14 protein-coding genes are annotated in these 14,684 nt (G+C 69.4%); 10 read left to right on the top strand and 4 right to left on the bottom strand.

The window, feature by feature from the left end; translation table 11 throughout:
- Positions 1-36 precede the first annotated feature (36 nt).
- Entirely contained in the window at positions 37-1,056 is a 1,020-nt protein-coding gene (locus tag PXH83_RS20030) for an SMP-30/gluconolactonase/LRE family protein (protein WP_274561746.1), read from the bottom strand.
- Between the two features lie 118 nt (positions 1,057-1,174).
- Here PXH83_RS20030 and PXH83_RS20035 point away from each other — a divergent pair, with 118 nt between their 5' ends.
- Both PXH83_RS20035 and PXH83_RS20040 read left to right on the top strand, forming a co-directional pair.
- On the top strand, positions 1,175-1,624 hold the full coding sequence (locus PXH83_RS20035) for a MarR family winged helix-turn-helix transcriptional regulator (RefSeq protein ID WP_274561747.1): 450 nt from the start codon (positions 1,175-1,177) through the stop codon (positions 1,622-1,624).
- A 139-nt stretch (positions 1,625-1,763) separates the two neighbouring features.
- Positions 1,764-2,834, top strand: coding sequence for a class I SAM-dependent methyltransferase (locus PXH83_RS20040; protein WP_274561748.1), 1,071 nt, complete (start codon positions 1,764-1,766; stop codon positions 2,832-2,834).
- A gap of 58 nt (positions 2,835-2,892) precedes the next feature.
- Here PXH83_RS20040 and PXH83_RS20045 read toward each other — a convergent pair whose 3' ends face one another.
- Both PXH83_RS20045 and PXH83_RS20050 read right to left on the bottom strand, forming a co-directional pair.
- Entirely contained in the window at positions 2,893-3,324 is a 432-nt protein-coding gene (locus PXH83_RS20045) for an ester cyclase (RefSeq protein WP_274561749.1), read from the bottom strand.
- A 58-nt stretch (positions 3,325-3,382) separates the two neighbouring features.
- Positions 3,383-4,609, bottom strand: coding sequence for an MFS transporter (locus tag PXH83_RS20050; RefSeq protein WP_274561750.1), 1,227 nt, complete (start codon positions 4,607-4,609; stop codon positions 3,383-3,385).
- A gap of 131 nt (positions 4,610-4,740) precedes the next feature.
- Between PXH83_RS20050 and PXH83_RS20055 the strand changes: the two genes are divergently transcribed.
- Positions 4,741-5,247, top strand: coding sequence for a MarR family winged helix-turn-helix transcriptional regulator (locus tag PXH83_RS20055; protein ID WP_274561751.1), 507 nt, complete (start codon positions 4,741-4,743; stop codon positions 5,245-5,247).
- A 158-nt stretch (positions 5,248-5,405) separates the two neighbouring features.
- On the opposite strand, the gene PXH83_RS20060 is transcribed toward PXH83_RS20055, so the two are convergent.
- Positions 5,406-6,557, bottom strand: a complete 1,152-nt coding sequence (locus PXH83_RS20060; RefSeq protein WP_274561752.1) for a threonine synthase — start codon at positions 6,555-6,557, stop codon at positions 5,406-5,408.
- A gap of 231 nt (positions 6,558-6,788) precedes the next feature.
- On the opposite strand from PXH83_RS20060, the gene PXH83_RS20065 reads away from it, so the two are divergent.
- The 7 genes from PXH83_RS20065 (at position 6,789) to PXH83_RS20095 (ending at position 14,683) form a co-directional block, all read left to right on the top strand.
- Positions 6,789-8,363 (top strand): S8 family peptidase, encoded by a 1,575-nt coding sequence (locus tag PXH83_RS20065; RefSeq protein WP_274561753.1) that lies wholly within the window; start codon positions 6,789-6,791, stop codon positions 8,361-8,363.
- 196 nt (positions 8,364-8,559) lie between these two features.
- Entirely contained in the window at positions 8,560-9,261 is a 702-nt protein-coding gene (locus tag PXH83_RS20070) for a DUF4190 domain-containing protein (RefSeq protein ID WP_274561754.1), read from the top strand.
- 151 nt (positions 9,262-9,412) lie between these two features.
- The gene (locus PXH83_RS20075; RefSeq protein WP_274561755.1) at positions 9,413-10,165 is read left to right on the top strand and encodes a GntR family transcriptional regulator; all 753 of its coding nucleotides are present in this window, start codon (positions 9,413-9,415) and stop codon (positions 10,163-10,165) included.
- Positions 10,166-10,740: 575 nt separating this feature from the next.
- The gene (locus PXH83_RS20080; protein ID WP_274561756.1) at positions 10,741-10,920 is read left to right on the top strand and encodes an SPOR domain-containing protein; all 180 of its coding nucleotides are present in this window, start codon (positions 10,741-10,743) and stop codon (positions 10,918-10,920) included.
- A gap of 71 nt (positions 10,921-10,991) precedes the next feature.
- A complete protein-coding gene (locus PXH83_RS20085; protein WP_274561757.1) occupies positions 10,992-11,405 on the top strand; it encodes a (deoxy)nucleoside triphosphate pyrophosphohydrolase in 414 nt (137 codons plus the stop codon).
- A 126-nt stretch (positions 11,406-11,531) separates the two neighbouring features.
- Complete coding sequence (locus PXH83_RS20090) at positions 11,532-11,969, top strand: ATP-binding protein (RefSeq protein WP_274561758.1); 438 nt, start codon at positions 11,532-11,534, stop codon at positions 11,967-11,969.
- A 209-nt stretch (positions 11,970-12,178) separates the two neighbouring features.
- Positions 12,179-14,683 (top strand): SpoIIE family protein phosphatase, encoded by a 2,505-nt coding sequence (locus tag PXH83_RS20095; protein ID WP_274562916.1) that lies wholly within the window; start codon positions 12,179-12,181, stop codon positions 14,681-14,683.
- The last annotated feature ends 1 nt before the right edge of the window (position 14,684 follow it).

The following is a 14,684-nucleotide window of genomic DNA, read 5'->3' on the forward strand; positions in this document are numbered from 1 at the left end:
GCAGGGTGAGGCGTCGTCTTTCCCGTGCTGATCCCGTCAGATTCCCCTGACCGCCGCGACCGTGAACGGAGTCTCAGGGGTGCCCGGTCCCATCGGGCCGCCCTTGTCGAATTGCGAGCGGACCACGAGCGTGCGGCCGTTCTGGCGGACCAGGGTCGTCGGGATCTGTAGCGCCTCGTCCGTCACTCGGCGCTCCATGCGGGCGGTCCTGCCGTCGTCGGTGAGGTGCCAACGGGTGATCGTATTAGTGGTGTTGTGCGCGGCCCACAGTGTGCCGTGGCGCAGTTCGAGGCCGTCGGCGTGCCGCATGTCTCCGCCGTGCAGGGTGACTCGGCGGGCCGTGCCCGACGCGAGGTCGATGCGGAAGAGGTCGCCGCCGGTCATGTCGGGCGTCAGGAGGTAGCGCCCGGACGGGTCGGCGACGATGCCGTTGAGGGTGAACGTACCGGCCGGGTGCGGGCCTACAGTGCCGGAGAGGTCGAAGCGGGTCGTGAGTGTGCCCCGCCTGTCGCCTGCTGCGGTACGGGCCAGCTCTCCCGGGGTCACGCGGTAGACGACGGTGCGGACGCTGTCGGTGAGGTAGGCGCTGCCGTCCGGTGCGATGGTGACGTCGTTGACGAAGGACGCGCTGTCGCCGGGGACGTCGAACCGGGCCAGAAGCCTGCGGCTTCGTATGTCGTACACCGCGACCCCGGCCGTGGAGTCGGTCACCCACAGCCGTCCGGCGCCGTCCACCTTCAGGCCGTTGGCGGTGTGCCGCCCGTCGGTGCCGGCCGGGAGGAAGACCTCGGCGGTGCGGTGGCGGGGGGTGATGCGGTAGATGGTGCCGTTGGTGTAGGAGCCGACGTAGAGCTCGCCGGTCCGCGGGGCGGCGGCGATGCCTTCGGGGTAGACGCGGTCGCCTGGTAGTTCGTAGGCGGCGGTTATATGGGTGTGTGCCGTGGCCGGTGTCGGGTGGCGGAGGTCTGTGGCCCCTACGGGAGCGGCTGAGGCAAGAGTGACGGCTAAGGCCAGTGCGGTGGCCGCCATGGTGTGGTGCCGGATCGAACGGGGCACGGTGGCCCTCCTTCGGAGCTCGCGAATGGGCATGAGGTGTTGGGTCGGGTTCTAATGGTAATTAGAGCTCTAATTGTCGTCAAGAGTCTCAGTCTTCTGCGGCGGATACGATGCGCAGATGACGTCCATGCCTGTGTCCGAGCGCCTCGGCTCCCACGTGAAGCGCGCCGAGCAGGCCCTCAGCGCGGCCAAGTACGCCGCGCTCAAGCCGGCGGGTGTGACGGTCGCGCAGTACGCCGCCCTGCTCTTCCTCGTCGAGAAGCCGGGCATCTCGGCCGCAGCGCTGGCCAGGGCCTGTGGCGTCACGCCGCCGACCATGAACACGGTCCTGAAGAACCTCCAGGAGCGCGGCCTGATCGAGCGCACCCCGCACGAATGGCACAAGAACATCCTGGAGACCCGGCTCACCGAACAGGGCAAGGCGGTCATGGCCGATGCCGACGCCCGGGCGGTGCGCGTCGAGCGGGCTCTCGCCGACGAATTCTCTGATGAAGAGAGGCAGTTGCTCGTCGGTCTCCTTGCTCGCTGCACCGATCTGCTGGAGTCGGTCAGGCCCAAGTACGGGTGACCTGGCTCCTGCCATGCCGTCCGGTACGGATCTCCCCGCTCGGTGCGAATCTCCCGCGTAGCATCGAATAGAGGGTTAATTCGGGCGGTGCGGCAAGGGGCGGCGCGTTTCGCTCGCCGACCGCCGGGAGGAGGCTGCGATGACCGAGCAGACGATGGATCCCGTGCGGCAGGAGCAATTCGCGGAGCGGATGGTTCATGTATTGAACGATGCTTGCCTGGCGTATCTGTGCAGCCTCGGTCACCGGACCGGGCTGTTCGACGTCATGTCCGGGCTGCCGCCGTCAACCAGCGAGCAGATCGCCCACGCCGCGAGCCTCGACGAGCGCTACGTGCGGGAGTGGCTCGGGGGGATGACCGTGGGCGGGATTGTCGAGTACGACCCCGGGGGCCGGACGTACACGCTGCCGCCCGAGCATGCCGCCTCGCTCGTGCGGGCCGCCGGTCCCGGCGACATGTCTGCCCTTATGCAGGATCTGGCGCTGATCGGCTTGGTCGAGGACCAGGTGCTGGATGCGTTCTACACAGGCGGTGGCGTCCCGTCCTCCGCGTATCCGCGGTTCCAGGAGCTCCAGGCCGAGAAGACGGCGGCGGTGTACGACGCCGTGCTCGTCGACGGGATCATTCCGCTGGTGCCCGGGCTCACCGAGCGGTTGCGCGAGGGCATCGACGTGCTGGACGTCGGCACCGGGCAGGGGCACGCGGTCAATCTCCTGGCGCAGGCGTTTCCCGCCAGCCGGTTCCGTGGCGTCGACATCTCCGAAGAGGGCATCGAGTCGGCGCGCGAGGAGGCGGAGCGGCTGCGGCTGGTCAATGCCCGGTTCGACGTGCACGACGCCGCCGAGCTGAGCGGGGCGTACGACCTGATCACGGCCTTCGACGTCATCCACGACCTGGCCCGGCCCGCGGAGGCGCTGGAGTCCGTCGCCGGTGTGCTGCGGGACGACGGAGTGTTCCTGATGGGCGACATCGCCGCCTCCAGCAGGCTGGAGGACAACATCGACCACCCGCTGGGGCCTGCGCTCTACACCTTCTCCGTCTTCTACTGCATGACCGTTTCGCTCGGAGAGGGCGGTGCGGGTCTCGGCACGGTGTGGGGCAGGCAGAAGGCCCTGGCGATGCTCCGGGAGGCCGGGTTCACGGACGTCGACGTGCGTCAGGTCCAGGGCGACGTCCTCAACTTCTATTACGTTGCCCGGAAGGGCAGTTGACAGAGGTCGGTTGAGAGGTCTGTGTTGAGAGGTCGGTCGAGAGGGCCGTCGAGAGTGGTCAGGGGGCGTCCGGCAGCATGCCCAACTGGCCCAGGAACTCCATCTGGTCGAAGTACAGCCGGTAGCTGACGATTCGACCGTCCTCGACGGCGGCGAAGTCGACGCCGCGGACCCTGATGTCCCTCTGGGTCGCGGGCAGCGTCTCCCCGGAGGGGAGCGGCACCGGGCCGGTGTTCTTTCCGACGTAAAAGCCTTCGTCGATCGCCGTGTTGCCCACCTCGAACGAGTGCACCGGCTCGTACGTGCTGTCCGGGAGCGCTTGTGTCAGCTGGCGCCAGTACTCGACGATGTTGTCCCGCCCCCGGATCTCCCCCTGGTCCGGCGTGATGGCGACCGCGTCCTCCGCGAAGCACTCGTCGGTGGCCTGGAGGTTCTTTGCCGTGGTGAGCGTTTCGGTGAGCCTGTCCATGACGTCACGTGCCTGCCCCATGATGGACCTCCTGGTTTAAGGGGTTTATCCCAGTACAGGCCATTTTCTCACTTATCGCTCAGGCGAGCATGATCAGGGCCGCTGTCGCCGGGCCGAACGCGCCGCCCAGCTGGTAGCAGAGGTTGAACAGACCGATCACCGTCGGGCGTTGCGCGTCGGGAGCGGCCTGGGTCGCATACACCGCGAGCGTGGCGTTGCCCGCCGTCGTCGTGAAGACCGCCATCGCGGCTACCAGCAGGAGCAGTGGCGCCCACGGGCTCAGGGCTGCGGTCAGCGGGGCCAGTGCGCCCAGGGTGATCAGGAGTGCCAGGACCCTGCGCCTGCCCATGCGGGCGGAGGCCGCGGCCAGGAGCCAGGACAGCAACGAGCCCAGCAGGAGCGCGACGAGCTGGCCCGTGCCGATCGTGGTGGTCGACCAGTCGGTGCGGGCGGCGAGGAGCTGGGGGACCGTGAAGAGCAGGGCGAAGTACGACGTCGCCAGGGCGCAGGCGAGCAGTGCGGAGAGCAGGAACGTCGGCGTCCGCATCAGGGTGGCCGGGACGAAGCCGTCGGGGCGGGTACGGATGTGGAGGGTGAGGAGTACGCCCGCCACCAGGGCCGCGACCGCCGCCGGGAGCGGGTGGTGCGGGACGAAGACCAGGGCGGTCGCCAGCGCTATGAGCAGTGATGCGCCGCGTGCGTCGAAGGGGGTGGTGGGGCGTGGTGATGTACGCGGGGCGGAACGGGTCACGACGGGGAGCGCGAGGAGGGCCAGCGCCGAGACCGTCAGCGAGACGCGCCAGGAGAGTGCGTCCGCGATGAGCGAGCCGAGGAGCGGCCCGACCGCGCCCAGGATCCCGAAGCCCGCGGTGATGACCCCCATCCGGCGGACCGAGCCCGCCAGGCTCATGGCCGACGTCACCAGCCCCGCGCCGCCGACCGCCTGGGCCGCCCGGCCGGGCAGGGCCAGCGCCATCCAGGGGGCCACGGCCACCAGCAGAGTGCCTGCCAGGATGAGGAACGTACTCACCCGCAGCGTCGTACGCAGGCCACGGCGGCGCAGGAGGCTCGCCATCAGCGGGGTGCCGACCGCCATGGCCCACGCGAAGGTCGTGACGAACCAGGTGACCGTCGCGGGACCGACCCCGAACGAGCCCGCCATCTCGGGAAGGATCAGGACCGGGCTGTTGGCGCCTGCCGCGATGGGCGTTGCCAGTAACGCCAGCCAGAGGGCAGGTATGTGGCTGGGTTGGGAAGTGGCGGGTGGGGGTGTGGTGGTCGCCGGGGTGGTCGTGCGCGCAGGCATCTGAGAGCTCCCGTTAGTTCAGGGTTGATAATCTCAACGTTGAGACATCATCGGTGAAGATAAAAACAGGCAGCTCTCTCAACGTCAACTGTCTTAACGTTGAGATTGTGTTCGTTGAAGGAGATTGCGCGATGAGCGATGCGGTGGACGCGATCATCGGCCAGTGGGCCGCCGAGCGCCCCGACCTGGAGGAACACCTCTGGCCCGTGCACGTACTCGGCCGCCTCCAGCGCCTCGGGCGCGTCCTGGACAAGGAGTTCAAGAGCTTCGCCGCCAAGCGCGGCCTCGAACTTGGCGAAGTCGACGTACTCATCACGCTCCAGCGCTCCGGCCCTCCGTACGAGCTGTCCGCCGGTGCGCTCCTCAAGGCCGCCATGGTGACCTCGGGCGCGATCACCAACCGGATCGACCGCATGGAGGCAAAGGGGCTGGTGGAGCGCGTACGCGACGGCGCCGACCGGCGCACCGTGAACATTCGGCTGACCGAGGGCGGGCACGAGGTCGCCCGCGAATACATGGGCGCCCACCTCGCCAACGAGGCCCGCATGCTGCGGGAGTTCAGTCGCGAAGAGTGCGAACGGATGGGCGACTCGCTGCGCAAGCTGCTGGAGTCGTTCGGCGACACCTCCATCGGCTAGGGGGTGTCCGGTCGATCTCCGCGGCGTCGCGGGGCTTGGCACGCACATCTGCGGCGTTGTCGTCACTCGGCGACGCTCCGCGTCGCCTCCCTCCTCCGCCTTGCAGCTGCACGCACCAAGCCCCGCTCCTTCTCCCACGGAGACCGACCGGACACCCCCTAGGGGGCGGTGGGTGCCACCCCCGTCTTCGCGCCCGCGCCGCACAGCGGCACCACGGCGGTCCTGCCGGGCGGCGGCGGGGATGCTGCCGTTGCGGCCCAGCAGGCGACGCCGGTCGATTCCACGAAGAGGCCGCGTCCTGCCAGGTCCAGTTGTGCGGCGCGGATCTGATCCTCGGTCACCGTGAGGAACTTGCCGCCGGACTCCCGTACCGCGCGCAGGATCTGGCGGGCGCGTGGCGGGTTCGGGATGGCGATGCCCTCGGCGAGTGTGGGACCGGTGGGTGTGGTGAGGGCGGTGAGGTCGTCGGCTCCCGCGTGGAACGCCGCTGCCAGTGGTGACACCGCCTCCGCCTGTACGGCGATCAGGGCGGGGCGCTCGTCGATGAGGCCGTGGGCGAGGAGTTCCGTGATGGCGAGTGAGGCGCCCAGCAGGAGCGTGCCGTTGCCGACCGGGACGACGATCGAGTCGGGGAGCCGGCCGCCCAGGTCCTCCCACAGTTCGTAGACGTATGTCTTCGTGCCGTGCAGGAAGTGCGGGTTGTAGACGTGGCTCGCGTAGAAGGTGCCGGGTTCGTCGGCTGCCGCTCGGGCGGCGCGGGCCGTGGTCTCCCGGTCGCCGGGGACGAGGGTGAGCTGGGCGCCGTGTGCGCGGATCTGCTCGGTCTTCTTGGGGGAGGTCGCCTCGGGCACGTACACCGTGCAGGGCAGTCCGGCGCGCGCGCAGTACGCGGCGATCGCCGTGCCCGCGTTGCCGCTGCTGTCCGCGATCACCCGGGTGACCCGGTCGGGGCCGAGGCGGCGGGCCAGTTCGGCGAGCATCACAGCGCCGCGGTCCTTGAAAGACAGCGTCGGCATCAGAAAGTCGAGCTTGGCCGAAACCGTGTCAGTGAGCGGTACGAGAGGGGTGCGGCCCTCGCCGAGCGTGATGGTGGGGGGTGAGTCCTTGAATGGCGGGTTCCGCAGGGGGAGTGCTTCCTCGTACCGCCACAGTGAATTCACCCGGCCCGCGAGGGAGTCGAGCGGAACCGGGCTGGTGGGGGCGAAGTCCAGATCCCAGGGGCCGCCGCAGGCCGGGCAGCGCCAGGTGAGGGATTCGGCGGGCTCGCTGGTGCCGTCCACCGGGCAGCGGTAGATCGTCTTGGGCGTCATGCCCGAAGCCTAGGCACGGCGCGTCACGGCGAGCGTGTGACAACCAGTCATGTCGGGCGTGCGGCAGGCGGATTGCGAGAGCGGTGAAGCCCTTGTGGGATTCCTATGGATGCGCCAATCTTTCGCCTGTCAGTAGGGCGTGAGAAAGGGCGCGGACTCCGCAGCGTCATTTGTCATGCTCCTGTCGACCGGCCCCCCACCAGCGCACCGCCTATGAGGAGGACCCCTCACATGTCCGTGATGCGTAGTTCCCGGCGAAGAATCGCCGCCGCCAGCGCCACCGCCGTCGCAGCCCTCGCGCTCGGCGCCGTTTCCGCCCTTCCCGCCGGTGCGGCCGACGCCGCCGAGGGCCGGATCCAGAACGCAGGAGCCCCCGGAACCATCGCGGGCAGCTACATCGTGACCCTCGACGAAGAGGCGGCCGAGGCCGGCTCCGCCGAGGGCAGGGCGCTTGCCAAGGAGTACGGCGCCAAGATCAAGAAGACGTACACCGCGGCCCTCAACGGGTACGCCGTCGAGCTGTCCGAGGCGCAGGCGAAGAAGTTCGCCGCCGACCCGGCCGTCGACTCCGTCGTACAGAACCGCACCTTCACCGTCAGCGCGACCCAGCCCAACCCGCCGTCGTGGGGCCTGGACCGCATCGACCAGAAGGCCCTCCCGCTGAACCAGAGCTACACCTACCCCGACGCCGCCGGGGAGGGTGTCACGGCGTACGTCATCGACACCGGCGTACGCATCTCGCACAGCGACTTCGGCGGCCGCGCCTCCTACGGCTACGACGCCATCGACAACGACAACACCGCGCAGGACGGCCACGGCCACGGCACGCACGTCGCCGGTACGGTCGCGGGCGGCGCGTACGGCGTCGCCAAGAAGGCCAAGGTCGTCGGCGTCCGCGTCCTCAACAACCAGGGCTCCGGCACCACCGCCCAGGTCGTCGCGGGCATCGACTGGGTGACGCGCAACGCCGTCAAGCCGGCCGTCGCCAACATGAGCCTCGGCGGCGGCGCGGACTCCGCCCTCGACACGGCGGTACGCAACTCCATAGCCTCCGGCGTCACTTACGCCGTGGCCGCGGGCAACGAGAGCACCGACGCCTCCACCAAGTCGCCCGCCAGGGTGGCCGAGGCGATCACGGTCGGCGCCACCACCAGCACCGACGCCAAGGCCAGCTACTCCAACTACGGCAGCATCCTCGACATCTTCGCGCCGGGTTCGTCGATCACCTCGTCCTGGAACAGCAGCGACTCGGCGACGAACACCATCTCCGGTACGTCGATGGCCTCGCCGCACGTCGCGGGCGCGGCCGCGCTCTACCTGGCGGCCAACAAGACGGCCACCCCGGCGCAGGTCTCCTCCGCGCTGACGTCGGCCGCCACCACGGGCGTCGTGACCAGCCCGGGCACGGGCTCGCCCAACCGCCTGCTGTACGTCGGCGACGGCGGCACCACGCCGCCCCCCGGCAAGCGGTTCGAGAACCTCACCGACTACGCGATCAATGACCACTCCACCACGGAGTCCCCGGTCACCGTCAGCGGCGTCACCGGCAACGCGCCCGCGACCCTCAGCGTGCCGGTCGACATCAAGCACACGTACATCGGCGACCTCAAGGTCGACCTGATCGCGCCCGACGGCACGGCCTACACCCTCAAGGGCTACGGCACGGGCGGCAGCAGCGACAACCTGATCACCACGTACACGGTCAACGCCTCGTCCGAGGTGGCGAACGGCACGTGGAAGCTGCGGGTCAACGACAACGCGTCGTGGGACACCGGGAAGATCGACTCCTGGGCCCTGCAGTTCTGACGGTTCAGCGAGTGAGTCCCAGTGAGTGAGTACGTGAGTGAGTGACTGAGCGGGGGCGGCTGCTTGTGCGGCCGCCCCTTGCTTTGGCTTTTCGTTGTGCATTTGGGGCAGTTGTCGGCCGCGTTACGTCTTCCTCGGTCCGCCGCGTACCATGCGCGCGGCAGTTCGACCCGCCCCGACGAGGAGTTCCGTACCCGTGGACATACCGCCGCCCCAGCCGTTCCAGCAGCCGTACGGTGCTGTGCCGCCCCAGCAGCGGCCCAAGACCAACGGACTGGCTGTCGCCGCCCTCGTGGTCGGCATCGTGTGCTGCATACCGCCGCTCGGCCTGATCCTGGGCATCATCGCCCTCAGCCAGATCAAGAAGCGGGGCGACAGCGGCAAGGGCATGGCGATCGCGGGCGTCGTGCTGTCCGCGATCAGCACCCTGCTCGTGCTGCTCGCTGTCGCGACGGGCGGTGTGACCGAGGCGTGGGGGGACTTCAAGGACGGCATGAAGGAGGGCGTGGGCGAGGCTGCCCGTTCGCGGAGCACGCTGGATCTGAGCATGGGCGACTGCTTCAACGCGCCGGGCGGTTCGCTGGAGGGCATGACGACGGACGTCGAAGTCGTGCCGTGCGTGGAGAAGCATCAGGGCGAGGTGTTCGCGGTCTTCGAGATCGACCGGAGCGGCGCCTACCCGGGGGACGACGCCGTCACCGACATCGCGGACAAGCGCTGCACGGAACTGCTGTCGGACTACGTGCAGAAGGACTGGGCCAAGCCGGACGACGTGGACATGTACTACTACATGCCCGACCGGCGCGGGTGGCGGCTGCTCGACCGTGGCGTGGTGTGCGTTCTCGGGACGTCCGGTGACGGGCTGAAGGGTTCGCTGCGCGGGGGCGGTTCGGCGTAGCCGGGCGGCGGAGCCGAAGCTGTCTTGATACCCCGGTAAAGCCCTGCGTAAAGGTAAGTCATCACTTCGGGTGAAACTTTGGCCTGCGCTTGCGGTCAACAACCCACGGTTGCCAGGCTGTTGCTGTCTGTCAACCTGATGGGAGTGGCCAGTGACATTCGGTGAGCAGCCGGCCTATCTGCGCGTCGCGGGCGATCTGAGGCAGAAGATCGTCAATGGTTCCCTGCCACCCCACACCCGTCTGCCCTCGCAGGCCCGCATCCGCCAGGAGTACGGCGTCTCCGACACCGTCGCCCTGGAGGCTCGCAAGGTCCTCATGGCGGAGGGCCTGGTCGAGGGCCGCTCGGGCTCCGGTACGTACGTACGCGAACAGCCCGTCCCGCGCCGCGTCTCCCGCGCGGGCTGTCGCGGCTCGGGGGCCTCGAACCCCTTCCGGCAGGAGCAGTCCGAGGCAGGTGCGCGCGGCACCTGGGAGTCCAGCAGCGAGCAGCAGCAGGCCACTTCGGACATTGCGAAGCGCCTCGGCATCCAGGAGGGCGACCGTGTGATGTGTACGCGGTACGTCTTCCGGGACGCCGGCGATTCCATGATGCTCTCCACCTCGTGGGAGCCCCTGGCGGTGACGGGGCGTACGCCCGTGATGCTGCCCGAGGAGGGACCGCTGGGCGGCTGCGGCGTCGTCGAGCGGATGGCCGCGATCGACATCGTCGTGGACAACGTCGCGGAGGAGGTCGGCGCCCGGCCCGGTCTCGCCGAGGAGTTGCTCCAGCTCGGCGGCGTACCGGGGCACGCGGTGCTGGTCATCGAGCGGACGTACTACGCCTCGGGGCTGGCGGTCGAGACGGCCGATGTGGTGGTCCCGGCCGACCGGTACCGGATCGCATACCACCTGCCCGTGAAGTGACCGATACACGGATACGTCGTCCGACCACCGTGATCACGCATTAACGCGGCGCTGCATTCCGTAACCGCCGGGCAATCGGCGGCTACAACAGACTGTCATGTCCCAGACTTAGCTTCCCGTTCGTACCTGTACCGCACACGGACTGACGAACGGGAAGTCACCGATGACGGACACCGCCGCACACCTGTTACCCGGGCCACTGACGACCCCGACGACCCCGACGAGCAGCCGCCCAAGCGGAGTTACGCGAAGCTCGCCGCCGACGAGAGCCGCGAGGACTACTCCCTGCGGTACGCGCCGCACTCCTTCCGCCGCTGGTCGCCGCTGACCGAGGGCAGGTATTACCTGGCCCGTCCGAACCCGGTGACTGAACCGCGGGGAGGGATCGCGGCAGGAATCACGGCGGGAGAGGGGGCGCACTCGCGGGGGTGCGCTCCTTCGTCATGGCCGGTTGCGTATCTCTTTGTGTAAAAGCGTATCCGCTGAGTAAAGGTCAGGCGTACGCTCGGGCATATGCGGATTGCGGTTTCCTGGGGATCGTTAGAGGCGAGTGCACCGGCGGACGGAGGCACACGATGAACGACAGCGGCGCTGTGCTCTCTTGGCAGGTGATACGGCAGGACGACAACGGCAGCCGCTATCGCGTCGGGAGGTACGCCACCAGGGCAGAGGCGCAGAAGATCGCGGACAGCCTCGGCGACGACGGGCACAAGCAGCGCTACTGGGTCGAGCGCATCAGTCAGAACGTCCAGTAGGCCGGGCACGTCCGGCAGGCCGGGGCGTCAAGCAGGAGCGGCACCCGCCGTGCGCGTCGTAGGCTCCGCGCATGGACGATCGCGTCGTGGTGGGTGCAGCCGTGTACGACCGGGGGCGGCTGCTGGCCGCGCGCCGCAGCGCCCCGCCCGAGTTGGCCGGCGGCTGGGAGCTCCCCGGCGGCAAGGTCGAACCCGGCGAGAGCCCCGAGCAGGCGCTCGTACGCGAACTGCGCGAAGAGCTGGGCGTCGAGACCGAGACGCTGGAGCGCATCCCCGGCGAGTGGCCGCTGAAGCCCGGCCATGTCCTCCAGGTGTGGACGGTCCGGCTGGTTTCCGGAACGCCCCGGCCGCTCCAAGACCACGACGCACTCCGCTGGCTCCAGCCTCACGAGGCGGACTCCGTGGAGTGGCTGGAGGCGGACCGGCCCGCAGTGGCGGAGGCGGTGCGTCGCTTGAGCGCCCTTTCCGGCGGCCAGTCCGTTTGAGCGCCGCGTACGCCGTTCGTGCCACAGTGCATCGAGGACCGCGATAGCTCTGCCCGCATATCGGGTATGTGCTGATTAACCCCCTGAAACAGGACGCGGGTTTGCTGCTGGTCTGGGATCTGGGATGTGGTCGGCGTGATCGACACCGACGGCGACTGCGCCGAGTGGTCCTTCCCTGCTGAGCCCAATGCCGTACGCACCGCCCGGCATGCGGTGCGGGAGACGCTGCGTGACTGGGGTCTGCTGGACGCCATCGGCGATGTGACCGTCCTCCTCGTCAGCGAGCTCGTGACCAATTCTTTGCGGCACGCGTCCGGGCCCATCGGCGTCCGGCTCGTACGTCCCGAGGGCGACGGGCACCCCGAATCCGCTCCCGCCGGGCCGCGCGTCCTCCTGGTCGAGGTGTCGGACGCGCTTCCGGATCCGCCGCTCGAACGCCTCGCCGGGCCCGATGACGAGGGAGGACGCGGAATGCAGCTGGTGGCCTGTTCTGCACAGCGGTGGGGTACTCGTCGTGGCAGGACGGGCAAGACGGTGTGGTTCGAGCTGGCCCTCCCTGGTTAGAAGAGTGAAGGGACAACGATCAAGGAGCGGAATTTTCCCCGGTCGAAGCGGACACTTCTCCGGCCGAAAAGGAACGAGACCGTGCTGTGATCGTGAACGCCGTGCAGGTTGGGACCGTAGTGCTGAATACTGCGGGAAGGAGCGGTCCGGTGCGTTGAGCTGGAGGGGACGGTCGCGTGAACGAGATATCAGCGGCGGCGGGCGAAGTGATGTGGCAGAACAGCCCGCCCGGCTCTATCTACGACTACATCAGAGTCGCGTCCTTCTCGATCGGTGCCGACGGGCTGGTCGATCAGTGGAGCAGGCGAGCCGAAGAGCTGTTCGGTCTGGCCGCAGGGGATGTCGTGGGCAAGGACCCGGTCGAGGCGTTCATGCCCGCCGAGGTCCGCATACGCGGTCACCACCGCGTCGCCGAGATTCTCGACGGCAAGGAGTGGACGGGCCTCGTCCCGTTCCGGATGCCCGGCCGCCAGGGAGCGCACGGCGTCGCGGAGATCTATGTGATGCCGAGCGCCACCGCCGACGGCGAACGCGGCGCGGTCTGCATCGTCGTCGACGTCCGCGCACTGCGCCGGATCGAAAGCGACCTCGCCTCCTCGCAGGCCATTTTCGGCCAATCTCCTTTCGGCTTCCTCCTGTTCGGTACGGACCTCACGGTGCAGCGCGCCAACAAGCGGTTCGCCACCGTCTTCGGCGGCGCCGCCGACGACCACCGGGGCCGCACCGTTCACGACTACCTCGCCCGCCCCGAGGCCGAGCGGATGACCGCCGCCCTTCAGCGGGTCCTGGAGACCGGCGAGTCCGTCACCGACATGCAGATCGTCGGCACCGCCCCCGACAGCCCCGAGCGCAGACACTGGTCGGTCAACCTCTACCGGGTGCACAGCGGATCCGGCCGCCCCGTCGGCGTCGCCGGGCTCGGCATCGACGTGACCCGCCGCCACGTCGCCGCCCGCGAGGCCGACGACGCCCGCCGCAACCTCGCCCTGCTGAATGAGGCCGGCGCCCGCATCGGGAACTCCCTCGACCTGGAGACCACCGCCCGCGAACTCCTCGACGTAGCCGTCCCCGGCTTCTGCGACCTCGCCTCCGTCGACCTCTACCAGGGCCTGCTCGCCGGTGACGAAGCCCCGCCGGGCCGCGCCGACGGCAGCGCCGAACTGCGCCGGGTCGCCTTCGCCAGCGCCGTCTCCGACGCCCCGCTGGCCGCCCTCGGATGCGTCGCCGACGGGGACGACCCGGGACCGGTCGAAGTCGGGGCCATCCACCGCTACCCGTTCAACTCGCCCTGCGCAGGCGCCCTGCGCACCGCCCGCGTCCAGGTCGTACCGGCGGACGCCGGCGGCTTCGTCCACAGCACGCTCGCCGTGCCGATGGTCGCCCATGACACCGTCGTGGGCCTCGCCCAGTTCTCCCGTACGAAGGGCAGCGAACCCTTCGGAGAACGCGACCGGGCACTCGCCACCGAGCTCGCCGCACGTGCCGCCGTCTGCATCGACAACGCCCGCCTCTACCGGCGCGAACACGAACGCGCCCTCATCCTCCAGCGCAGCCTGCTGCCACCGGGCGACCCGGAGGCCGCGGGCCTGGACATCGCCTGCCGCTACCTGCCGGGAAATACGGCGACCGAAGTGGGCGGCGACTGGTTCGACGTCATCGAACTCCCCGGCCACCGCACGGCCCTGGTCGTCGGCGACGTGATGGGGCGCGGCCTGCGCGCCGCCGTCGCCATGGGCGAACTGCGCACCGCAGTAAGGACCTTGGCGCTGCTCGACCTGGAACCCGCCGAAGTCCTCTCGGCACTCGACGAGATCGCCCGCGGCCTCGGCACGCCCAGCGGCGCCCAGCACGCCTCGCGCGCCGCCCACAAGGCGCGGGAGGCCGACCTGTCCGAGGTCTACCTCGCGACCTGCGTGTACGCCGTCTACGACCCGGTCACCCGCCGCTGTACGTTCGCCAACGCCGGGCACCTGCCGCCCGTCATCGTCGAACCCGGCGAAGAGGCCCTGCTGCTCGACGTACCGCCAGGAATGCCGCTCGGTGTCGGCGGGGAGCCGTTCGAGGAGGTCGAGGTTGAGGTGCCGGAGGGTGCGCTGCTCGCGCTCTACACCGACGGGCTCGTCGAGTCGCGGGACCACCCGCTCGACGAGGGCCTGCTCGCCTTCCGCCGTGCGCTCACCGATCCGTCGCGCCCGCTGGAAGACGTCTGCGACCACGTGCTGAACACCCTCGACACCCGGCACGGTGAGGACGACATCGCCCTGCTGATGGCCCGCATCCAGGGGCTGCCCGTCGGGGCGGTCGGCGACTGGCAGATGCCGCGCGGGCCGCGCTCGGTGGGACGGGCCCGCGAACTGGCGCGGGCGCAGCTCGTCGCGTGGGGCCTCGAAGACCTGGTCGACACCACGGAGTTGCTGGTCAGCGAGCTGGTCACCAATGCCCTGCGGTACGGCGAGGGCGAGATCAGGCTTCGCCTGCTGCTCGACCGTACGCTCGTCTGCGAGGTCTGGGACGCGGGTCTCGTCCAGCCGCGGCGACGCCGGGCACGCGACACCGACGAGGGCGGGCGCGGGCTCCAGCTGGTCGGGCTGCTCAGCGCGGCGTGGGGCTCGCGGCGTACACCGCGCGGAAAGACGGTGTGGTTCGAACTGGCCCTGCCCGACGGGGACGCGGCGGGGGAGCTCAGCGTCGACGAGCTGCTGAGTCTCTACTGAT

Origin of the sequence: Streptomyces spiramyceticus (genome assembly GCF_028807635.1) — a bacterium.
In the GTDB taxonomy this organism is placed as follows: Bacteria; Actinomycetota; Actinomycetes; order Streptomycetales; family Streptomycetaceae; genus Streptomyces; species Streptomyces spiramyceticus.